Origin of the sequence: Pseudoalteromonas porphyrae, assembly GCF_001298125.1 — a bacterium.
GTDB lineage: Bacteria > Pseudomonadota > Gammaproteobacteria > Enterobacterales > Alteromonadaceae > Pseudoalteromonas > Pseudoalteromonas neustonica.
The window spans coordinates 1-21,920 of sequence record NZ_LHPH01000024.1 but is presented as its reverse complement, the minus strand read 5'-3'; the positions used below and the strand labels follow the sequence as shown (position 1 = coordinate 21,920).

The window sequence follows — 21,920 nt, the reverse complement described above, 5'->3', positions numbered from 1 at the left end:
ATACGCTGTGCTGTAAAGCTTTATCGCTAGGTATTAATGTGTATGAGCATTTAACGTATAAAAATAAACCCCGCATAAAATACGAGGTTATATACTTAAAGGTTAAAGTTCACCTGGTTGAAAGTTATCTACCGCAATAGCCTGTTTGCGTAAATTATTAGCTTCGTGCAACTTTACGCCTTGCTCGGCTGTTATGAGCTGCTTTTCAATCGCATTGGTAATCGCCGTTTCAATATCATCATTGCGGCTAAGGGTGCCGTCGCGTTGCCACTTTTTCAACTGCTTGAATGCATCACTGGTATTATGCATAGCAATAAAGGCATTTTCCATTACGCCAGTCCCTGCTTTATCATCCACATAACATAAATGCGTTAAACGGTTTCTGAATACTCCAGGTTGGGTCATATGCTCACACATTGCCTGAGCAAGATCATCACTCGGACGATGATAATGATTACCAAACGGAAATACGATACGCTTTAAAGCAAAGTTAACAACTGGGTTTGAGAAGTTCTTGAAAAAGCCGTTAAACGCTTGACCTATTTCAAATAACGATAATTCAACGGCATATTTAACAAAAGGCAGATCGGCTTGTTGACGTCCTTCATCTTCAAAACGTTTTAACACGCATGAAGCTAAGTAAAGGTGGCTTAATACATCACCTAAACGTGCAGAGATCATTTCTTTACGCTTAAGCTCTCCCCCTAAAATGAGCATCGCCACATCCGTACAAAAAGCTAAACCACGACTCATTCGCCCAAGCTGCTTATAATAATCTGCGGTTGCGCCACATACTGGGGATTTAGCAAAGTAACTACGCGTTAAACCATGGATTAACGCCATACTCGCATTAGTTGCAGCAAATAAAATATGCTGCTGTAGTAAAGAATCAAATTCTTTTAACGCGAGTTCATCATCTTCCATTGCCGCAGCTTCCATTTCTTTTAATACAAATGGATGGCAACGAGTTGCTCCTTGGCCAAAGATCATTAAATTACGGGTTAAAATATTTGCCCCTTCCACCGTAATTGATACCGGTATACCCATATAGCCATGTGCTAAATAGTTATTAGGACCCACTTGTATTCCCTTACCTGAATGAATATCCATTGCATCATTCATAACTGTACGGCCCATTTCAGTCATATGGTATTTAGCAATTGCGGTCACCACTGATGGGCTCAATTTTAAATCTATTGCCCCTGCGGTCATTAAACGACACGCTTCAAGGCTATACGTTAATCCACCAATACGTGCAAGTGCTTCTTGTACACCTTCAAATTGACCAATTGATACACCAAATTGCTGGCGAACCGTTGCATAAGCAGATGTCATTCGCGCACACAAATGCCCTGTCGCGCTACTTAGTGCTGGCAATGAAATACCACGCCCTGCGCTTAGGCACTCAACCAACATTCGCCAGCCTCGACCAGCACCTTGTTGACCACCGATGATCCAATCAAGGGGAATAAAGACATCTTTACCGTACGTTGTGCCATTCATAAACGCCATGTTAAGCGGAAAGTGACGCTCCCCAGTCTCTACCCCAGGGTGATCTGTTGGGATCAGCGCACACGTGATCCCTAATTCTTTGTCTTTACCTAATAAACTATCCGGATCATACATTTTAAATGCTAAACCAAGTACTGTCGCAACAGGGGCTAGTGTTATGTAACGTTTTGACCAATTTAAACGTAGACCAATGACTTCCTGACCTTCAAACTCGCCTTTACATACAATACCTGAATCGGGGATACTGCCCGCATCAGAGCCGGCTTCTGGACCAGTAAGTGCAAAACACGGTACATCTTTACCACTTGCTAAGTTTGGTAGCCAGCGCGCTTGTTGTTCTGTGGTTCCATAATGTAATAGTAATTCGCCTGGGCCTAAACTATTTGGCACCATAACAGTCACTGCGGCCGTTAAACTCTTAGTCGCAATTTTTGCGACTATGGTTGAATTAGCGATAGCAGAGAATTGGCGTCCACCGAATTTTTCAGGAATTATCAACGCAAAAAAACCTTGGGCTTTTAGGTAATCCCATACTTCTTTAGGTAAGTCTTTATCTTTTTGCACAATTTGATAGTCATCAAGCATCGCCAGTAATGTTTCGACCTCAGAGTCTAAAAACGCACGCTCTTTTTTACTCAACTCAGGCTTTGGGTAACTATGTAAAACCTGCCAATCGGGATTGCCGCTAAAAAGTTGCCCATCCCACCATACATCGCCTGCTTCCATTGCTTCACGTTCAGTTTGCGATAGCGGCGGTAACACTTTTTTAAACATTTTAAACGTTGGTCGGCTTACTAGACTTAAGCGGATATCTTTAACCGCAAAAATGACTATTACCACCACCAGTAATAATACAAACACTGACATGGGAACGATCCTTATAAATTAATAAAAATACACTCCTTCAATTATGGCTGATCCTTGTATAAATACAATGTCGCTGTAAACATGTGTTACCCATAATGTTCAATGCTAGGCTTGATAAATTTTGCCTAACTTCAAGACGCTGCTATTATCCCACGTGATAAATAACAAATATAAGGGTCAACATGACTACTCCACATTTTAAGCTCAGTTTGAGCGCTTTAATGGTCGCCAGCACATTAGCATTAAGTGGCTGCAACCAAGATACAACAAACACATCAGCTCAAGCTGTCAGCCCTGCGCAAGTGACGGCACAAGACGCACAAACCTTTTTAGATGCAACAGAGCTTGAACTCAGTGCACTGTATTTAGAATCAAGCCGCGCAGAATGGATTTACGCTAACTTTATTACGCACGACACCTCTGCACTTTCGGCCGAAGTAAATCGCAAGATGACAGAAGCGGTTGTTCGCCTTGCAAATGAAGCTGCGCAATTTGATTCTCTTGAACTGGGTTATGATGCACGTCGTAAGCTTGATAAATTAAAACTCGCTTTAACTTTACCAGCCCCACAAAATGCGGAAAAAACAGCGCAGCTTTCTCAGCTTGTCGCTGAACTAGGCGGTATTTACGGCAAAGGAAAATACTGTAAAGAAGACGGCAACTGCCTAAGCTTAGGTGATATGACGTCTAAAATGGCCACTAGCCGCGATTACAACGAGCTACTTGATTTGTGGCAAGGCTGGCGTCAGGTTTCAAAACCAATGCGCCCGCTTTATGAGCAACAAGTTGCCCTTACGAATGAAGGTGCAAAAGAACTTGGTTATGCAGACACTGGCGCAATGTGGCGTAGTAAATACGATATGCCAGCCGATGATTTCGCTAAAGAACTTGACCGTATTTGGGGCCAAGTAAAGCCACTATATGATTCACTTCATTGCCATGTTCGCGCTAAGCTAGGCGAAAAATACGGCGAAGATAAAGTACCGCAAGATCAAGCTATTCCTGCGCATTTATTAGGGAACATGTGGGCGCAATCATGGGGCAATATTTACGATGTAGTTGCACCTGAAAATGCTGATCCTGGTTATGACGTAACAGCATTATTAGCGCAGCATAAGTACGATGAGCTTAAAATGGTTCGCGGCGCAGAAAAATTCTTCACTTCAATGGGTTTTGACGCACTTCCAGGCACTTTTTACGAACGTTCATTGTTCACTAAGCCTGCCGATCGCGACGTTCAGTGTCACGCCTCAGCGTGGAATATTGACAGTAAAGACGATTTACGTATTAAAATGTGTATTCAACGCACTGGTGAAGAGTTCTCTGTTATTCACCATGAGTTAGGCCACAACTTCTATCAACGCGCTTACAATACACAGCCACTTTACTATCAAGAAAGTGCTAATGATGGTTTCCATGAAGCAATTGGTGACACGATTGCCCTGTCAGTTACGCCTGGATACTTAAAAGAAATTGGTTTATTAGAGCAAGTGCCTGATGAATCAAAAGACATTGGCCTATTAATGAAAATGGCATTAGATAAAGTTGCTTTCATTCCATTTGGATTATTAGTAGATCAATGGCGCTGGCAAGTATTCTCTGGTGAAGTAACACCGCAAAACTACAATAAAGCATGGTGGGAATTACGTGAAAAATACCAAGGTGTTAAAGCACCCATCGCGCGTAGCGAAACTGATTTTGATCCAGGCGCTAAATACCACGTACCGGGCAATACGCCGTACACGCGTTATTTCTTAGCACATATTTTACAATTTGATTTCCACCGTAGTTTATGTGAAATAGCAGGCAATAAAGAAGCCATTCATCGCTGTTCGGTTTATAACTCAAAAGCGGCCGGTGAAAAGCTTAATACTATGCTAGAAATGGGCTCAAGCCGCCCTTGGCAAGAAGCCTTAGCAACTGTAACGGGTAAGCCTGAAATGGATGCAACAGCACTACTTGATTATTTTGCGCCACTGCAAAAGTACCTTGATAAACAAAACAAAGGTCGCCAATGCGGTTGGTAAGCAGGTTTTAATATAATTCAATTCTAAAATACAAAAGCCAGCTCAAGTGAGCTGGCTTTTTAGTACTTTACAGTTAAAAATTAAATTAGAACTGTAAGCTTACATTTGCAAAGTAAGCATCTGAGCCAGAATCATCCCAGTTATTACCGTAACCCGCTTTTAAACCAACATTTTTATTGAAGAAATGTTGAGCACCCAAGGTGTAATCATCGTTTTTATTAAATGTAACAAACGCTGATGTCGCTTTTGAGAAGTAGTAATTAGAGCCTAAAACCCAATCACTTGATGCATTGTCATTATCTGACACTGTTGCTTCAACTGTTAGGTAGTTACCTTGTTGAAGATCCATGAAATATTTAACATTCAACGCACGATAATCAAACTCATCATCTGCTGTAACAGTAAAACCGATATAATCAGTGCTGTTCAACTTGTGATTGTAAGCTACATCAAAAAAGAAACGATTGTCTGCATTTTCAACATCAACAAATCTTACTTTTAACAGTAAGTCAGGGTTGAAAAAGTAACCTGCTGATAATTGAATCATATCTGCGCTTGAACCAAGATCTAAATCTAGGTTTTGGTATTCAGCACCAAGTACAAAACTATCTAGAAAATACTCACCGCCCACAGTAGCTCGGTCGCTAAAATCATCATCTGAATACTTACCATATACATTACTTTGTTTATTGATGTATTCGAACTGGTCATAAGGACCTAGTGTCATTTTTGGTGAGAAATAGTATGTTGAATCAAGGCTAATTGTGTCATTACCATCTGTATCCATATATTGTAGATGGCTAACTGATTCATAAGTGTCTGCAGCAGCCGCGGCACTTGAAAGAAGAATACTCGAAATTATCACTGCTAGTTTTTTCATTATAAGATTTCCCTATTAAATTGTTACATTGCTATGTCTTTAGCCGACTGGCTAAGACGTGGGCATGCTAACGTTCCCAAACTGAACAAACACTTAACTAAGTGCTTGTTTTTAGTTGCTTAAATGTTAAGGGATGTTAAGGCTGGGATATCTATATAGCAAAAACGCGGACATTTTTGCTATACATGAAAAACTAGTTTATTCCTTTAAAGCGCATATTGACTGATAATACGGTACACATCGTTGATGTTGTCACCTGATTTGAAGTCTTTACTTATCGGCGTAGGGTCTGAGCCAACCCAAATTTTTAACTCGGCATCTAAATCAAAATGACCGGCACTTTCTTTACTAAATTTAGTTATTTTTGAGTAACCAATGCTGATCATCTCTATTTTAGAACCCGTTACGCCCTGCTTATCAATTAAAATGAGTCGTTTATTAGTAAAAATAAACATATCACGTACTACTTTATACGCTTTTTCAACTTGTTCACCTTCGACAAGTGTATTTGCTAATACCTTTTCTAAATCGGCATCATCAACTTCACTTGCGTTACCCATTAATCCGCTAAATAAACCCATTATATTTTCTCCTGTGTAAATATTTGGTTTTCTAATGTATGACCATTCACTAACTGTCGATAGCGCCAGCCTTGTTGATGGCAATATTTCAGTAATTCAATATCAAACAAAGACGCTGTTTTTTGATATTCAACAACATATTCCTTTGCTTGACTCATATAAACTCTATTAACTGCTGCTAAGCTTTGAATGCTTTGCTCAATATTAGGATAGTTTTCAGCAAACAGTATTGTCATGTGATGCTGTGTTTGTTCTATATTGCTGTTTGCTTGGTGTTCAGTGATTTTACCTTTATCAAGGTGTAACACTTGCCCACATAATCGCTCTAATTCTGTGAGGTCATGTGAACTTAAAATAAACGTCGCTTCCTCACTTAAGTTTGAAACAAGCTCTCTCACTTCACGTGCGTGAATAGGATCGAGCCCAGCTGTAGCTTCATCAAGCATTACAATTTCGGGTTTGCCTATTAAAGCCTGCCCTATTGTTACGCGCTTACGCATGCCGTGCGATAAATCATCACTGCGTTGTTTTGCAACCTCAGCTAAACCAACTAATTCGAGTACTCTGAGAGCTTCTGATTGACTTTGCTTAGTCGTTAGCCCTTGCAGTTGCCCATAAAATGTTAACTGATGCGCAATACTAAAACGAGGATCTAACTGGGCATCTTGTGGCAACGCTGATAGCTTTCCAAACAATGCACTTGCGCCAGGGCGGTGCCCCATTATGGATAAACTGCCCGATGTAGGCATGATATAACCGCATAACAAACTAAATAAGGTTGTTTTACCGGCCCCATTTGGGCCAACTAATGCTACGGGTGCACCTTTTTTAACTTCAAAGCTCACTTGATCTAACGCTAATTTAGCCCCGTACTGTTTAGAGAGTCCGTTAGCCTGTATTAATGTACTCATAGTGAACTCCTTGAGAAGATACGCTGTGCTGCCACTAACAACACCACTGTTTGTAATAAAGGAATACCTATACTGCTAAATAAATCTGCATTCTGCCCTGCAACTTGCTCAAGCTGAACGCCGGGAAATATATAATTAAGAATAGCAAATATAGGTAGTTGCCAGCTCATAAGGCTAACGACAATATTACCCACTGCAAAAAATAATATGGCCATGATCACCGTTAATCGTGAAGATCGAGCAATAGTATTTAAAAACGTCATTAACGCAATAAATGGTAGTACTGTGACCACTAAATAGAAAAACAAAACTAGGCTGCGATTTAGCCCGCTTAACAATAGCGATGACTCTCTAAATGCAAGTGTTGCCACTGTTGCGACTAAAGTGATGGTAATTAATATTGCTAAAATAAGTACCTGACCTAAAAACCGGCCAAATAATATTTCGCTGCGCGTTGCCCGTAATGACAAAAAGCGTAGTGTACCGCGTTGTCTATCACCCACAATTTGGTCACTACACAAAAATAAGCAAAAAATAGGAAAGCTATACAAAGCAATTAGCCAATACATCGCCAACTCAGCTTCAGGCCACATTAATAGTTTACTTAAACCAATGACGCCAAATATATGTTGAGCAACTGCAGCAAGCTCAGGTGAACTCATAGTGCTTACCGCTTGTCCTACTGGGTAGCGTAAAATAAGCAACCAACAAATAGTAAATGCAGCAACGGCAAGTAAGCCACGTTTAGTTAAAAACAGTCGAGTTAGTTCAAACAAAGTAATATTTAAAAGTCGCTTGGGGTTTAATTGCGTCACACAAAGTCCTAATCGTGAAAGTGTTTTCCTTACATTAAGTGCAAACGTATTGAATTACTAGCAAAAAAAGCCAACGTAGGCGTTGGCTTTGTAACAAAGAATGTAAATTATGTTTTTACTTAATTTAAATGTTGCTTATACAGCTCAAGTGCTTGATTAAGATCAGTGATTAAATCATCAACATCCTCAAGGCCGATATGCAGCCGGATCACAGGACCTAACTCCCACCCTGTTTGTGAACGTAATCCTTTCATTGTTAAGTTAGCTGTTACTAAACTTTCAAAGCCGCCCCACGAAAAGCCCATTTTAAAATGATCTAAGCCATCCAAAAATGCATCTATCGCCTGCTGGTTACCTTCTTTCATTACAAAGGAAAACAAGCCATTACTGCCATCAAAGTCACGCTTAAAAAACTCATGCCCTGGGCAGCTGTCAAATGCAGGATGGCGGATATGATCAACTAATGGATGACTCTCTAACCACTTAGCAACTTCGATTGCTGCTTTTTCATGCTGATTGAGTCTCACAGCCATAGTACGTAAGCCACGTAGTGCTAAGTATGCATCATCAGCTGATGTGCACTGACCAAGTAAGTAAGACTGTTCACGTAATGTAGGCCAGTATTTTTTATTCGCAACGGCTACGCCCATCATCACATCTGAGTGACCAACTATATATTTTGTTGCCGCTTGAATGCTGATATCGACACCATGCTCAAGTGGTCGATAATGCAAACCGTTGCCGTAAGTATTGTCGAGCATTGTCATCACGCCTTGTTCATTAGCCACAGCAACCATCGCTGGTACATCTTGAACTTCCATCGTAATAGAACCTGGAGATTCTAAAAACAAGACTTTGGTATTTTCTTTGATGAATGTTTTTATACCCGCACCAATTGTAGGCGGATAATACGTGGTTTCAACGCCGAATCCGGCTAAAATTTTATCGCAAAAATCGCGCGTTGGTTCATACGCATTATCAACCATTAAAATGTGATCGCCTGCTTTTACAAACGCCAAGAGTGCACTGCTTATCGCTGCTGCACCACATGGATAGAGCGCACAGCCTTCGCCCCCTTCAAGCTCTGTGATTGCTTCTTGTAACGCAAAATGTGTCGTCGTACCACGGCGACCATAAAATAGCGTTTTATCACCTCGGGTTTTTGCGGCTTGTTTTAGTTCAGCAACAGAATCAAATACAATCGTTGATGCCCGTTGTACTACGGGATTAACTACGCCGTGCGTGTACGCTTTTTTTCGCCCGGTACTTACTAATAGAGTGTTTTTATTACTTTTACTCGTCATCATTAATCCTTAAAATATTTCGTTAGAACACACTACACATTGCTTAAATTTTTAAATTACGCCAATAGTCAATTATATAGCGAGAGATAGAATCAGCTCTGGGCAACTTTAAGTGTTCGCCTTCGATATCCCAACTACCAAAGTTATTAAGTTCGTCACGACTAAACCACAGCGCATCATCAAGCTCGTCTTTATCTACTTGTATTTGTTCAGTAACGGCTTCGGCAATAAACCCTAACATAATTGAAGATGGAAACGGCCAAGGCTGTGATGCGATATAACGTACATTATCTACTACAATTCCCGCCTCCTCCATCACTTCACGCGCAACAGCTTGTTCAAGTGTTTCTCCGGGGTCTACAAATCCAGCCAAAGACGAATACATGCCTGGCGCCCATGCTGCTTGCCTACCAAGTAAACAGCGTTCTATACCATCAGCAAATGTGCGCGTGACGACCATAATTACGGCAGGATCGGTACGTGGAAAGGTTGGATGTTTGCACTCTTCATTCGTGCATAAACGAGAGTGCCCTGCTTCAACTAGTATATTATTACTACCACAGCGCCCACAAAAGCGGTGCGTTGCATGCCAATAACAAAGTCCACGCGCCAAAGCAGCAATGGAGCCTTGCTTAATCTCAACGTTCACACCATAACGGCGAATATCAATAAATTCTGCATTAGCGGTTAATGGCGCTAAAGTCGTCACATCGACTGTACTTACATCGAGTGCAAAAAAACTGGTTTGCTGTTCGTCCAAGCCTAAAAATATCGCTTCGCTTAAATCTAAGTGGTTAATATCACTAAAACTTAAAAATGTGACAGTAAAGCTCTGAGCATCAAATAAAGTCTGGTTATTATGAACTAGGATCCAACGGCTTTGAAAGTTGAGTTGAGTTGCTAACCATTGTGAGTCTTTTCGCAAATTAGACGCGCGATCTAATGGCATTTGACTATAATTAAGCATGCTCATCCTTTTTATTTTTTAGATGGCTAAAACTACCATAAGCTTATATTAATTGCATTAAACAAGTCGCTAATCGCCATAGCGAACAAAGGTATATACCCAAGCCACCTCAAGATGCAGAATTCAGCGTTTCACAGGGGCTTAATATCAAGGCGTTACTTTGCAATAACCATCACTTTTAAGAAGTAACAACGTTGATAGTAAGTGCCTGTGAAACGCCCAACGGGTTGGTTTAAAAGCGATTTATACTGCGTTACTTTTATAAGGGATTGATTTTAACAATAGAACCACTATTACTTGCAATCAATGCCTTGCCTAAATCACTTTTAATTCCAACGACGCTCGCATTTTGAGGTGGTTTGGGTATACATTTATCTTATTACAGACGAAAAAAAAGCCCTTTCGGGCTTTTGAACACACAATAAATTTATTTCATCATTACAAGGTTGCTAAATGCGCCTGTAACTTTTGATTTTCGGCTTCAATATGCTGATAAAACTCTAAATCAGCTAATTTACTTGCCGCAGCTTTATCAATCACAATGACAGCATCTTGATGAAGTTGTAGGGCAGATGCTGGACATGCAGCCATCAATGGGCCTTCAATCATGGCATGTACTGCATCCGCTTTATTTTCACCGGTTGCAAGTAACACAACTTTTTTGGCTTCTAAAATAGTGCCAATACCCATGGTGATTGATAGATGAGGCTGATATTCATCTGCACCAAAAAAGCGGGCATTATCATCAATTGTTGCTTTGGTCAGTGTTTTAACACGTGTGCGTGAACGAAGACCTGAAGAGGGTTCGTTAAATCCAATATGGCCATTACGCCCAATACCTAACAATTGTACGTCTACACCACCGGCGGCAACAATTTTCGCTTCGTATTCTTTGCAAGCCGTGATTGGGTTTTCTGCATCACCCGCTGGAACAAAGGTATTTTCTTTATTTATGTCAACATGACTAAATAGTTGCTCATTCATAAAGTAACGATAGCTTTGCGAGTGTTCACCGGTCAAACCAAGGTATTCATCTAAATTGAATGAGGTTGCATGTGAAAATGAAATCTCACCTGCTTTATTTTTAGCAATTAATTCTTGATATAAAGCAACCGGCGTAGAGCCTGTTGCTAAACCGAGCACTGATGTTGGTTTTTTTTGTAATTGTGCTGCGAAGATATTTGCGCCATATGCCGCTACAGCAGCTGCATCATTTAAAATTACTATTTGCATATTAGTTTGCTCAGTTATTAAATTAGTTGATGAAAAAATGGGATCTAAGTCCCAACCCCACGTGCAATCGAATTGGGCCTTAGATCAAACCAAACAGGGATACACTGTTTGGTTAATACCATTATGACAACGCTGTCATTATTACCACTTCGATTTAGTTTGTAAAGTAAAAGTGAATAAAAAAATTACATTTTACCGTTTGAATACAATTCGCGGCTAAACGCTGACAAAAATCTTGCGCTTATACATCCAATGTAAAAGTAATATTTGTACTAATAACAATGCTATTACAGCCATAACTGGTTGCCACGAAGGCGGTACTGCGTTAATAAACCCACCAAATACGCTCTTACTAATAAAGGTCCAATTAACTAAACTAGATGCTAAATAAATAATAATTGAGTTCGCGCCAATAATAACAAATGGATATGCTAGCTTTTGGCCATTCAAAAGATCCACCAATGCATAAAAAATCGCTAATAGTATTGCGCTCCAGCCAACCGTTACCAGTACGAACGAACTAGTCCATAGCTCTTTATTTACAGGAAAATGTAAATCCCACAACCACCCTAAGCACACGCTGACAACACCTGCGGCAAACAAAACACCTGCGGTTTTCCACTCGCCTATCTGGTTTGCTCTAGCAATGAGTTGACCCGCAAATACGCCTATCAAAGCATTAACAATCGCTGGTAAACTTGATAGTACACCTTCCGGATCTACGGGGCGATTTTGATAACTGATCCCTGGAAGAAAATGCGTATCAAACCATGCGTTCCAACTTCCAGCAGCACTTAAATCACCCGCAGTACCTCCTGGTACAGGAATAAAGCACATTAGAATCCAATAACCAATCAGCAGGCTTATCGCGGTGATAATTTGAGTACGAAGACTGGTATGCCACACTAACATGGCGCAAAAAAACCACGCGATTGCAATTCGTCCAAGCACACTGCTATAACGTATTTCATCAAACGCCAAGGGTATGCCTGTCCCCCACCCGTGGTTATACATTACTCCCAATGCGCACAGCAAAAACAAGCGCTTTATCGCTTTACGGTAGTAGACTTTGCGTTCAAGCCAAGGAAGGTGATCAATTCGTTTTGGCGCTAAGCCCATTGCCACACCGGATAAAAAGATGAACAGCGGAAAAATTAAATCATAAAATGTAAAACCGTGCCATGCGCTGTGTAATGTGTGCGCTTCAAATACTTTCCAACCGGTCCAGCCAGTTAAAATAAATAAGGCGGCAAAAATAGACTGCCCGCCTAAAATCCAAAACATATCCATGCCACGTAAAGCATCAAGTGATGCAAGGCGCTTTCTAACTGGTTTATCGGTATTGTGTTGTGTTGTTGTCATATTTTTTACTCATAGAAACAAAAAAGCCCCGCGATGAAGCTGCGGGGTTTTTTCCAGGGAAACGTTAAATTGCAATGCCTGCAATATAAGTGCCTTTGACATATTGATGCTCATCAAGCACCACAAAGTCTGCGTCAAAGCCATCAAGTAAACGTCCCTTTTTCTTGAGGTCTAAATATTGTGCTGGATACAATGCTGCCATGCGTAAGCTTTCGCTTAAACTAACATCTAATGTATTTACCGTGTTGCGCACAGCACTTGCCATATCTAATACACTGCCCGCTAATTCACCAGTACTTGAATTGAGTCTATCGCCGGTACGAATTACCTTTCGTCCGTCGAAAAAATCAAATTCCATGTCATCAGTGCCTACTGGCGGCATAGCATCTGTTACCAGCATGATTTTGCCACGTTGCTTTGTGCGAATCGCTAATTGCGCCGACAGTGGATGAACATGATGCCCATCAACAATAAGCCCACACCAGCTATTATCATGCCACAGCGCAGCACCAACGACACCCGGTTCACGCGAGGTAAACGGTGACATTGCATTATATAAATGTGTAAACCCATCTGCGCCTGCATTCAGTGCTGCAATTGTGGTTGCATAGTCTGCATTTGTATGACCAATCGATACTTTTACGCCACACGCCACTAAGCGTTCAACATCAGCAATGCTGACATTTTCAGGTGCTAACGTGACCATTTTTATGCCTAAATCTTGGCGAGCATAAATGGCAAATTCTTGTTCGCTGATTGGGCGAATAAATTGTTCACTGTGCGTGCCTTTTTTTGGAAAAGACAAATGCGGGCCTTCAAAGTGAATACCTAATACACCAGGTACGCCTTCACGTATCGCTTTTGCAGTTGCATCAGCTGCCGCTTGCATTACTTCAACTTTATCAGTGATCAAGGTTGGCATTAATGCGGTACTACCAAATTGACCGTGTGCTTTAGCAATGCGATCTAAACATTCAGTACTTTGATCAGCATTAAAAAATGCACCGCCACCACCGTTAACTTGCACATCAATAAATCCTGGAGCAACTAAGCCATCAAGCTCTATAACGGGATCTGTCGTCTCAGTTTCTAAATTAAATACGCCTTTTTCAACACTAAATAATGCATTATCGATAAAATTTTCAGCGGTAAATAAGCGAGCCGCACGATAGAAAGTTTTCATTACAGCGCTACCTTTTGATTTTGTTCAAGTACAGATTGCTGTGCAAAATAGATTGCCCCCATTTCTGGTGGTTGCTTTGGTACTTCAACTAGCTTAGCGATTGCAGGATCAAGCCATTTATTTAATGGTTCTGCAAGGCCGCCGATCATAGATAAACGCGGGGGGTTATTTTCAAGTAGCCGGTGGGCTAATTTACTTACGTAATCAGCACCCTCTTTTACAATTGCTAACGCAATTACATCGCCCTCGTGAGCTGCATCAAATACATAACGCGCCAGCTTTGCATAACTACTTGAAGGCTGCCCTGCCATTTGCTCAGCGATCCCCATTGCAGTGTCTGTATTAAAGTGGTTTTTTATAACGTTACTAATTGCAGTGTGAGGACCTAGCCCGTCGATATCTACGAGTGCGGCTTTAATTGCTTCAAGCCCCATCCATGCGCCACTGCCTTTATCACCTAAAGCAAAACCATGACCGCCATAATTAACAGATTGGCCTTTAACATGTGAAAAACCACATGAGCCTGTTCCTGTAATAATCACCGCGCCATCACCACCTTCATGGGCACCTATGCATGCTGTGTGTAAATCTGTGGTCAAAAACATTTGTTTGAATGGATGTTCCCATTCACTAATTTTTTCATACAAGCTAGGTAAATTAACACCCGCAAGGCCCAAGCCGGCATACACTTGATGCACAGTTTCTAACTGCAAACCCGCATCACGCATTGCTAATTGTGTAGACACCATTATTGACTCTAATGTGCGCTCTAACCCATGTAATGGATTCGCGGGGCCACCTAGGCCGGTGCCCAATACTCCATGTTGTGCAGAGTATATAGTTGCACGGCACTTTGTTCCGCCACCATCGATACCAATAAACAATTGGTCCTTATTCGCACTCTTAGCCATCATGTAACGACCTCTAACCTTCGTTTTTATATTTGTAATAACCGCACTTTTTTTATTGTCTTAATGCGATTCACCCTCAACCCATGTTGAATTAATGTTACACAACAAATGACAGCGTTGTCATTATATTTTTTATAAAAATTCATATATCTTTTATATTTATTGCTAAAATACTGAATTAGAATGAATAATTAACGAAAATAAAATAAAAACTTGTTTGTGTTGATAACATATTAGCTAATTATTTAGTTTTACTACGTCATTTTTGAACAATAAAAGAGCTAACTGTATTACTTTTAGTACCAAATCAGCATAAAAACAATACAGTAATGTATCAGCTTACCTAAAATAATAATTTAGTAAAGTATCACCGATTATATTGGAATATTTTTTCTAACGGTTGACCGAATACAATGGCTATTTTAAAAGCGACCTCTAAAGAAGGTGAATATCTTGCGGCTTCAATCGCTGCTATTGTTTGTCGCGTTACCCCCACAATCTCGGCTAACTGTTGCTGGGTCATTTCTCCGTGTTCAAAACGTAACGCCCTAATCGTATTAGTAATTGGTAATTTTGCCATGCTAGCCTCTATACAATAACCATGCTTCAACACCTTTGCCTATCACGTCACTTAATAGTGCAACAATCACCAATTGATGCAATGGACTTATTGGCAACCCATATTGTGGCCCAATCAACATTGAAAACACCGTGTGTACAACCCCAATTTGCAAAATAAACAGCGACACACTTTTGGCCTTTAACGCTATGCTTTGCTCTCGTTCATCTTTTGCTTGATTGGCATATTTTGCATTAAATGCAGCTAATATAATGTGCATTACAATAAGCATAGCAACCGTTTGTATTGCTAACGAGATCAATAGACCACTGGCCAATGTTACGTCCATTTGTGCCTGTGGTGTCATCGACAGTACTGACTGCATATAATTAAACAATACAATTAAAGTGATAACCATCTCAAGTAATCGTGATTTTTGTGTATAACTCATAACCCACCTTTTAAAGTTAAGTAAAACAAACTTAATGTTAAATATATTTAACATTAAAACTATAAGTCTACTTTATAGCCATGTCAAATATTTTTAACATAAGGTTAGTTATTTAATATATGTGTTCTATAAAAGGAGTGAATCATCAATACAATAAAATTGCGCAGCACTTTGTTTTAATGCTTCGGCTGTTAACCTATCTGCTCCATATACATCACAAGGCACATTATACCGCTGCTTTAAATGACCCAGTAATAAAGCAAAATCACCGTCACCAGAGAGCAAGATAACTTTATCAAGCTTTTTACCGTATTCAAGCATGTCTATTGTGATCCCTACATCCCAATCACCTTTTGCACTGCCATCGCGACGTTGAATAAATGGCTTTAACTTTACTTCAAAACCAATCGCACGAAGAATATTTTGAAACTGAGATTGTTTTTCATCACCTCGATAAATTGCATACGCAATCGCGCAATCAATTTCATATTCTTCGCTTATTTTTGCCCAAAAAGAATTGTAATCGAAGTTTTTCCGATAGCTCTCTCTACAGGTATAATAAATATTTTGCACATCAACAAAAATACCTACTCGCGGTTTACTTGAGTTCTTACCTGTCACAAGCTCTGATTGTGTACTCGCTGGTATCTGCGTTTGCTCTGTCATGTTATTTTCCTCATAAACATCGTTACTTATTAGGGCGTGCCAAATCTTGTCGTTACTCTATCATCCTTGCTTTTTAATCGTTAGTAACCTAAATTAGTTACATATTTCAATGTAACCATTTTAGGTTACATACCTCAATGTAACCTAAAATGGTTACTTATCTATATTGGCTATACTAACAGGTATTTTATGATTGCAGTGATAAGTGGTGATGTAATTAAATCACAGAATATTCCCCAGCATGAGTACGATGCAATGCTGTACCAGCTTGATCAAAGCCTAAGAGCTATAACTCAAAGATGGCAAGGGCAAAGTACGCTTTATCGCGGTGATGCATTTCAAATTCAGCTCCAGCAACCTCAATACGTTTGCATGGTTGCCTTACTGCTATATTTAAATATAAAAGCAGCTGGGTATGAAATCCGCCAAAGTCTAGCCATTGGCGAAATTGACAACGCACGTGCAGATATCAAAACAGCGACCGGCTCTGCATTTACAATGTCAGGGCGCAGTTTAGATGAAATAAACAACCAACGTTTAATTTTAAATATAACCAATCAAAATATAGACCCTAGTCTTGCGCTAAATATAGCTTTTGTTGATACCTTGTTGACTAAAATGACGGCAAAACAGGCAAATGCTCTGTATGTGTATTTAACCGCAAAAAACAAGCAGCATAGCGAACTGGCAAAGCAATTAAAAACAAGCCGGGAAAATGTAACCAAATTACTCAATCTTGCACACTACCAATTAATTGAACGATTTTTACATTATGCTGAAGATACAATTTCGACTCTCAAAGGAGTCAAATCATGAGTTTTACTGTATTGATGGCTGCATTAGTAATTGGCCACATATTAGCTGACTTTTACTGGCAACCGATGAGTTGGGTAAATAATCGTAACACGCGTCATTTTCGTGCTAAAAAATTGTATTTACATGTACTCGTTCATGGCGTAACGACCGCTTTAATTGTTACATGGTGGGAGCTTATTTATGGCTGGCAAGACGTATTACGTATTTGTGGCGCAACAGCTATCGTTATGGTGACCCATTATCTCATTGACCTCGCTAAATCGTATTCAAGCAAAGGAGTCGTGCCTTTTATATTTGACCAGCTTGCTCATTTAGCCGTAATTTTACTATTGGCTATTTGGCTAAGTGATAACAGTGATTTTTTTATAGCCGTATGGCAATGGTTAATTGCACCTTCCACATTATGGGTCTTGTGCGGTTATTTATTAATACTCAGTCCCAGTGCTGTATTTATCCGTATGATGTTGGAGCGAATAACCGCTGGTTTTAGTGCTACAGGCAGTTTGCCCGCTGCTGGGCAAAGTATTGGCATGTTAGAGCGCGTACTAATGCTTACCTTTATTTTATTAGATCAATTTGCGGGGGTTGGCTTTTTACTGGCTGCAAAATCGGTGTTTAGATTTGGTGACTTAAGCGCCAGTAAAGATAAAAAGCTAACTGAATATGTCATGCTCGGTACTTTATTAAGTGTCACCGTTACTCTATTTATTGGCCTAGCAATTAATTATCTCAGGGCATAAAAAAGCGCCATATGAAATGGCGCTAATTAAAACGACTCAGTATAACTTACGAGTTACCTTGTGATCCGCTATTATCTGGGCGACGACGGCGCTGACCACTGCCACTTACTGACTGGCGCTTAGCCCAAGGGTTTTGCGCTTGCTCACCACCAGCTTTATTCGCATCCGGTTTTTTACCTGAGCCACCACGGCGTGGGCCTGTGCCATTTCCACCGTTATTCGGTTTTTTACTGTTTGGTTTACTGTTATCAGACTTAGGCTTATTAAATGGCTGTTTAGCTTTTTTAGGCTTTTTAGGTGCGATTGGTCTCGCATCAAGATCTCGCTCAGGCACACCTTGCGTTGGCTCAAAGCCCGGCTCTTTGGCGCGTGGAATTAGCTCACCAATAAAGCGCTCAATACCATATAAGTCAGCAGCATCATCACTTGTTACAAATGAAATTGCATGACCCGTTGCACCCGCACGGCCAGTACGACCAATACGGTGAACGTAATCTTCATAAATGTTAGGTAAGTCATAGTTAACAACATGTGGTAATTCAACTATATCTAGGCCACGAGCAACAATATCAGTCGCTACAAGTACACGTACTTCACCGTTTTTAAATCCATCAAGTGCTTTTACTCGTGCGCCTTGAGATTTATTACCATGAATAGCTGCGCCTACAATATCGTCGCGCTCTAGTTGTTTAACTAAACGGTTAGCACCGTGTTTAGTTCGACTAAATACTAATACCTGTTGCCACTCATTCGTGCGGATCAAATGACTTAACAGCGCAGTTTTACGTGCTTTATCTACAGCATACACTGATTGAGTAACACTCTTAGCGGTGGTGTTTTTGGCTGCAACAGAAATTTCAACAGGATCATTAATTAACCCTTTTGCAAGCGCACGAATATCATCCGAAAAAGTCGCTGAGAACATTAAGTTTTGACGTTTAGCCGGTAACTTACTGATGATACGTTTAATATCATGAATGAAACCCATATCAAGCATACGGTCAGCTTCATCAAGCACAAGCACTTCAAGGGTATCGAACTTCAGTGCATTTTGATTATGTAAATCCATTAACCGACCAGGCGTTGCAACTAAAATGTCAACACCTCTGCGTAAACGTTGCATTTGTGGATTTATTTTAACACCACCATACACAACAAATGAGCTAATATCAGAGTGCTTTGCATACTCTTCAACATTTTCGCTTACTTGCAATGCAAGTTCTCGTGTTGGCGTTAAAATAAGCGCACGTACTTGATTGTTTTTAGCTCTTTGACCTTTAGCCAATGACTCAATAAGCGGCAATGTAAAGCCCGCTGTTTTACCTGTACCCGTTTGTGCTGCGGCCATCACATCACGACCTTCAATGATCGCTGGAATGGCTTGAGCCTGAATTGGTGTTGGCGTTTCATAGCCCTTTTCTAAAACTGCATTAACTAAAGACTGTGATAAACCTAACCCATCAAAACTCATATAAACTCTCTTTTAAATAAGGCCAAAGCGGCCAGTTGCGCGCATTATACCGATCGTGACCAATAATGCATTGAATATTCACGTTTACAGCAAGACAGCTAATACAACAATAGTGTCATGCAGAGCAAAGCCTAAGAGTAATACCAATCTGGATAGATGTGGGGTCTATTTAATTCGTTAAATTGTTCAAATATTTATGCTGGTTGGTATAAGGCCTTATAAAACACAAAAGCGGCACAATGGCCGCTTTAGGAAAACGCTTATTACGTGAGCATTATTTAACCCCTAACTCACGCAAGCGCTCTTGTAAGTAGCTATCAGCCGTGTATCGCTCAGACAAAACAACGTCCGGGCGTGGGTGTAAAAACAAAGGAAGAGAAATACGCGACTTTGTAGACGCTTTGCCCGTAGGATTAATTACACGATGAATAGTCGATGGAAAATAACCACCCGATGCCTCTTGAAGCATATCGCCAATATTAATAATTAAACTGCCAAAATCACACGGCACGTCTAACCAACCACCATCTGTTTTTTGCACTTGCAAGCCGGGCTCATTTGACGCTGGTAATACTGTTAATAAGTTTATATCGCCATGTGCAGCAGCACGAATCGCACCGGGCTCTTCATCGCCAGTCATTGGCGGATAATGAAGAATACGCAGTAATGTTTGTTCAGAATTCGCAATCATATCTTTTAAATCAATCGAGAATTTAGCGCGCACATCAGCAGGTGCTTCAGCTTGTACCCAGCTTAATAGCTCTGCTGCAAATTCGTTTGCTAAACGGTAGTACTCACGCACATCAGCTTCAAGTTCAGCAGGAACACGACCATTTGGATAAACATGAAAGTACTCTTTAATATCTTTTACCGTAAACCCTTTTGCCACTTCTGACACTGACGGTGGGAAATAACCATCTTGCGTTTCTTTTGAAAATAAGAAGTCATTTTTTTGTTCTGAATTAAAAAAAGCCTGCCAATTTTTATAAATTGACTCAACCAATGACTGTGGTATTGGGTGATTTTTTAATACACCAAAGCCCGTATTTCTAAGAGACTCAACAAATTGAGCGGCCGCATCGCTCGCTTTATAATCAACGGTAGGTAATTGCATGTTCGTATCCAATGAATTAAGTTGTCAAAAGCTTTTGCTAATCATAGCAGTTGCTCCATTGTAGCGCTTCGCGAGAATAATAAACTAGCCTTAAAAACATAAGGACTTATGTCCGCCTTCATTTGGTAAGCGCTTATTACTTGATGTAAATCAAAATGTTGCTATTGTAGGTAAAGCACGAAACTAATTGAAATCATAAGCACAATTTTATGGTCTACTCTTTCATATCCTATTTCGCTAATATATTTCAATCCTAAAAGGTCACCTATGCGCCAAAAAATTTCTTTTAAAAGTGGCGACTTAACACTCGCCGGACAACTTGAAACGCCCACCCGTGAGATAAAATTTTACGCCCTATTCGCACATTGCTTTACCTGTGGTAAAGATATCGCTGCCGCCAGTAGAATTAGCCGAGCACTCACTCAGCAAGGCATTGCGGTATTACGCTTTGATTTTACAGGCCTTGGTAACAGTGACGGTGATTTTGCTAACAGTAATTTTTCATCAAATATTCAAGATTTAGTGGCCGCAGCAGATCACTTACGTGATCATTTTAAGGCTCCCCAGTTATTAATTGGTCATAGTTTAGGTGGTGCCGCTGTACTTGCGGCAGCAGAACATATGAATGAAGTTCAAGCAATCACAACAATTGGCGCGCCATCAGATGCACAGCATGTTGCCCATAATTTTGCTGCTCATTTAGACGAGATCAACAGCGCTGGTGAAGCAAAAGTCAGCTTAGCTGGTCGAGAATTTACCATTAAAAAACAGTTTATAGACGATATTGCTAAATACGATAGCAGTCATATTAGTAAGCTTAAACGCGCGTTATTGGTGATGCACTCCCCCATTGATGCCACGGTTAAAATCTCAGAAGCTGAAAAAATATACGCTGCGGCAAAACACCCTAAGAGTTTTATAAGCTTAGATGATGCAGACCATTTACTCACCAATAAAGAAGACGCAGACTACGTGGCACACATAATTGCCTCATGGGCAACACGCTATGTAAAATATGATAAAAGTGAATACACAGCCAAACTTAATAATGGCAATGTACTCGTTGAAGAAAAAGACCATGTATTTACTCAGCACGTCAGTACTAAAGATCACACATGGCTCGCTGATGAGCCTCTTAAAGTTGGCGGCAGTAATTTAGGGCCAGATCCTTATCACCACTTATTAGCTGGCCTTGGTGCATGCACATCTATGACGCTGCGTATGTATGCAAACCGAAAAAACCTACCGCTAGAACACGTCAAAGTTGAACTTGAGCACACTCGTGACTACCACACTGATTGTCACGATTGCGAACAAACCGGTAATCTTGAAGCAATCACACGCAAAATCACCCTAGTGGGCGATTTAACAGACGAACAACGTCAACGCCTGTTGGAAATAGCCGATAAATGCCCGATACATAAAACCTTGCATAATAATCCACTGATCGTAAGTGAGCTAGTATATTAATAACAAAGTTACTTTTCAGGTACTTGATTTACAAGTATAAAAATTTGTTTTTATCATTTACCTACCAACCTCCGCCGCCG

General features: G+C 40.4%; 20 protein-coding genes. 4 read left to right on the top strand and 16 right to left on the bottom strand.

From position 1 onward, the window contains the following. Window positions 1–102: 102 nt before the first annotated feature. Window positions 103–2,379 (bottom strand): acyl-CoA dehydrogenase, encoded by a 2,277-nt coding sequence (locus tag ADS77_RS17210; protein ID WP_054205662.1) that lies wholly within the window; start codon window positions 2,377–2,379, stop codon window positions 103–105. A 182-nt stretch (window positions 2,380–2,561) separates the two neighbouring features. Here ADS77_RS17210 and ADS77_RS17205 point away from each other — a divergent pair, with 182 nt between their 5' ends. Continuing rightward, entirely contained in the window at window positions 2,562–4,406 is a 1,845-nt protein-coding gene (locus tag ADS77_RS17205; RefSeq protein WP_054455526.1) for a M2 family metallopeptidase, read from the top strand. A gap of 85 nt (window positions 4,407–4,491) precedes the next feature. On the opposite strand, the gene ADS77_RS17200 is transcribed toward ADS77_RS17205, so the two are convergent. The 13 genes from ADS77_RS17200 to ADS77_RS17140 form a co-directional block, all read right to left on the bottom strand. Continuing rightward, window positions 4,492–5,286: a putative porin gene (locus ADS77_RS17200; RefSeq protein WP_054205660.1), complete on the bottom strand. Its 795-nt coding sequence runs from the start codon at window positions 5,284–5,286 to the stop codon at window positions 4,492–4,494. Between the two features lie 206 nt (window positions 5,287–5,492). Beyond that, window positions 5,493–5,867 carry a PH domain-containing protein gene (locus tag ADS77_RS17195; RefSeq protein ID WP_054205659.1) on the bottom strand — a complete coding sequence of 125 codons (375 nt, stop codon included), beginning with the start codon at window positions 5,865–5,867 and terminating at the stop codon, window positions 5,493–5,495. Then, window positions 5,867–6,778 (bottom strand): ABC transporter ATP-binding protein, encoded by a 912-nt coding sequence (locus ADS77_RS17190; RefSeq protein WP_054455524.1) that lies wholly within the window; start codon window positions 6,776–6,778, stop codon window positions 5,867–5,869. Before ADS77_RS17190 ends, ADS77_RS17195 begins: the two co-directional genes overlap by 1 nt. Next, entirely contained in the window at window positions 6,775–7,593 is an 819-nt protein-coding gene (locus tag ADS77_RS17185) for an ABC transporter permease subunit (protein WP_054455523.1), read from the bottom strand. The genes ADS77_RS17190 and ADS77_RS17185 overlap by 4 nt, the downstream gene beginning before the upstream one ends. Window positions 7,594–7,712: 119 nt before the next feature. Further along, entirely contained in the window at window positions 7,713–8,897 is a 1,185-nt protein-coding gene (locus tag ADS77_RS17180; protein WP_054205656.1) for a cystathionine beta-lyase, read from the bottom strand. A gap of 43 nt (window positions 8,898–8,940) precedes the next feature. Further along, the gene (gene nudC / locus ADS77_RS17175; RefSeq protein WP_054205655.1) at window positions 8,941–9,864 is read right to left on the bottom strand and encodes an NAD(+) diphosphatase; all 924 of its coding nucleotides are present in this window, start codon (window positions 9,862–9,864) and stop codon (window positions 8,941–8,943) included. A gap of 438 nt (window positions 9,865–10,302) precedes the next feature. Continuing rightward, a complete protein-coding gene (nagB, locus tag ADS77_RS17170; RefSeq protein ID WP_054455521.1) occupies window positions 10,303–11,097 on the bottom strand; it encodes a glucosamine-6-phosphate deaminase in 795 nt (264 codons plus the stop codon). Window positions 11,098–11,313: 216 nt separating this feature from the next. After that, window positions 11,314–12,459, bottom strand: a complete 1,146-nt coding sequence (gene nagX / locus ADS77_RS17165; protein ID WP_054455519.1) for a transmembrane glucosamine N-acetyltransferase NagX — start codon at window positions 12,457–12,459, stop codon at window positions 11,314–11,316. 64 nt (window positions 12,460–12,523) lie between these two features. Further along, window positions 12,524–13,642, bottom strand: coding sequence for an N-acetylglucosamine-6-phosphate deacetylase (gene nagA / locus ADS77_RS17160; protein WP_054205652.1), 1,119 nt, complete (start codon window positions 13,640–13,642; stop codon window positions 12,524–12,526). After that, the gene (nagK, locus tag ADS77_RS17155) at window positions 13,642–14,556 is read right to left on the bottom strand and encodes an N-acetylglucosamine kinase (protein ID WP_054205651.1); all 915 of its coding nucleotides are present in this window, start codon (window positions 14,554–14,556) and stop codon (window positions 13,642–13,644) included. The genes nagA and nagK overlap by 1 nt, the downstream gene beginning before the upstream one ends. A 364-nt stretch (window positions 14,557–14,920) precedes the next feature. Further along, entirely contained in the window at window positions 14,921–15,133 is a 213-nt protein-coding gene (locus ADS77_RS17150) for a helix-turn-helix transcriptional regulator (protein ID WP_054205650.1), read from the bottom strand. A 1-nt stretch (window position 15,134) separates the two neighbouring features. Next, complete coding sequence (locus tag ADS77_RS17145; RefSeq protein ID WP_054455517.1) at window positions 15,135–15,563, bottom strand: hypothetical protein; 429 nt, start codon at window positions 15,561–15,563, stop codon at window positions 15,135–15,137. Window positions 15,564–15,689: 126 nt separating this feature from the next. Then, window positions 15,690–16,229 (bottom strand): NYN domain-containing protein, encoded by a 540-nt coding sequence (locus ADS77_RS17140; protein ID WP_200909656.1) that lies wholly within the window; start codon window positions 16,227–16,229, stop codon window positions 15,690–15,692. A gap of 189 nt (window positions 16,230–16,418) precedes the next feature. On the opposite strand from ADS77_RS17140, the gene ADS77_RS17135 reads away from it, so the two are divergent. Together ADS77_RS17135 and ADS77_RS17130 are read left to right on the top strand one after the other, a co-directional pair. Beyond that, the gene (locus tag ADS77_RS17135) at window positions 16,419–17,045 is read left to right on the top strand and encodes a hypothetical protein (RefSeq protein ID WP_054455515.1); all 627 of its coding nucleotides are present in this window, start codon (window positions 16,419–16,421) and stop codon (window positions 17,043–17,045) included. After that, window positions 17,042–17,785 carry a DUF3307 domain-containing protein gene (locus ADS77_RS17130; protein ID WP_054455513.1) on the top strand — a complete coding sequence of 248 codons (744 nt, stop codon included), beginning with the start codon at window positions 17,042–17,044 and terminating at the stop codon, window positions 17,783–17,785. Before ADS77_RS17135 ends, ADS77_RS17130 begins: the two co-directional genes overlap by 4 nt. A 46-nt stretch (window positions 17,786–17,831) precedes the next feature. Here the strand turns inward: ADS77_RS17130 and ADS77_RS17125 are convergent, their stop codons facing one another. Both ADS77_RS17125 and ADS77_RS17120 read right to left on the bottom strand, forming a co-directional pair. Beyond that, entirely contained in the window at window positions 17,832–19,256 is a 1,425-nt protein-coding gene (locus tag ADS77_RS17125; protein WP_054205646.1) for a DEAD/DEAH box helicase, read from the bottom strand. Window positions 19,257–19,530: 274 nt separating this feature from the next. Beyond that, window positions 19,531–20,370: an isopenicillin N synthase family dioxygenase gene (locus ADS77_RS17120; RefSeq protein WP_054455511.1), complete on the bottom strand. Its 840-nt coding sequence runs from the start codon at window positions 20,368–20,370 to the stop codon at window positions 19,531–19,533. A 267-nt stretch (window positions 20,371–20,637) separates the two neighbouring features. Here ADS77_RS17120 and ADS77_RS17115 point away from each other — a divergent pair, with 267 nt between their 5' ends. Further along, window positions 20,638–21,840, top strand: coding sequence for a bifunctional alpha/beta hydrolase/OsmC family protein (locus ADS77_RS17115; protein ID WP_054455508.1), 1,203 nt, complete (start codon window positions 20,638–20,640; stop codon window positions 21,838–21,840). Window positions 21,841–21,920: the final 80 nt, after the last annotated feature.

Coding starts and splice junctions, on each gene's coding strand:
- ADS77_RS17210 (WP_054205662.1), bottom strand. CDS start 2,379: ATGTCAGTGTTTGTATTATTACTGGTGGTGGTAATAGTCATTTTTGCG.
- ADS77_RS17205 (WP_054455526.1), top strand. CDS start 2,562: ATGACTACTCCACATTTTAAGCTCAGTTTGAGCGCTTTAATGGTCGCC.
- ADS77_RS17200 (WP_054205660.1), bottom strand. CDS start 5,286: ATGAAAAAACTAGCAGTGATAATTTCGAGTATTCTTCTTTCAAGTGCC.
- ADS77_RS17195 (WP_054205659.1), bottom strand. CDS start 5,867: ATGGGTTTATTTAGCGGATTAATGGGTAACGCAAGTGAAGTTGATGAT.
- ADS77_RS17190 (WP_054455524.1), bottom strand. CDS start 6,778: ATGAGTACATTAATACAGGCTAACGGACTCTCTAAACAGTACGGGGCT.
- ADS77_RS17180 (WP_054205656.1), bottom strand. CDS start 8,897: ATGACGAGTAAAAGTAATAAAAACACTCTATTAGTAAGTACCGGGCGA.
- nudC (WP_054205655.1), bottom strand. CDS start 9,864: ATGCTTAATTATAGTCAAATGCCATTAGATCGCGCGTCTAATTTGCGA.
- nagB (WP_054455521.1), bottom strand. CDS start 11,097: ATGCAAATAGTAATTTTAAATGATGCAGCTGCTGTAGCGGCATATGGC.
- nagX (WP_054455519.1), bottom strand. CDS start 12,459: ATGACAACAACACAACACAATACCGATAAACCAGTTAGAAAGCGCCTT.
- nagA (WP_054205652.1), bottom strand. CDS start 13,642: ATGAAAACTTTCTATCGTGCGGCTCGCTTATTTACCGCTGAAAATTTT.
- nagK (WP_054205651.1), bottom strand. CDS start 14,556: ATGATGGCTAAGAGTGCGAATAAGGACCAATTGTTTATTGGTATCGAT.
- ADS77_RS17150 (WP_054205650.1), bottom strand. CDS start 15,133: ATGGCAAAATTACCAATTACTAATACGATTAGGGCGTTACGTTTTGAA.
- ADS77_RS17145 (WP_054455517.1), bottom strand. CDS start 15,563: ATGAGTTATACACAAAAATCACGATTACTTGAGATGGTTATCACTTTA.
- ADS77_RS17140 (WP_200909656.1), bottom strand. CDS start 16,229: ATGACAGAGCAAACGCAGATACCAGCGAGTACACAATCAGAGCTTGTG.
- ADS77_RS17135 (WP_054455515.1), top strand. CDS start 16,419: ATGATTGCAGTGATAAGTGGTGATGTAATTAAATCACAGAATATTCCC.
- ADS77_RS17130 (WP_054455513.1), top strand. CDS start 17,042: ATGAGTTTTACTGTATTGATGGCTGCATTAGTAATTGGCCACATATTA.
- ADS77_RS17125 (WP_054205646.1), bottom strand. CDS start 19,256: ATGAGTTTTGATGGGTTAGGTTTATCACAGTCTTTAGTTAATGCAGTT.
- ADS77_RS17120 (WP_054455511.1), bottom strand. CDS start 20,370: ATGCAATTACCTACCGTTGATTATAAAGCGAGCGATGCGGCCGCTCAA.
- ADS77_RS17115 (WP_054455508.1), top strand. CDS start 20,638: ATGCGCCAAAAAATTTCTTTTAAAAGTGGCGACTTAACACTCGCCGGA.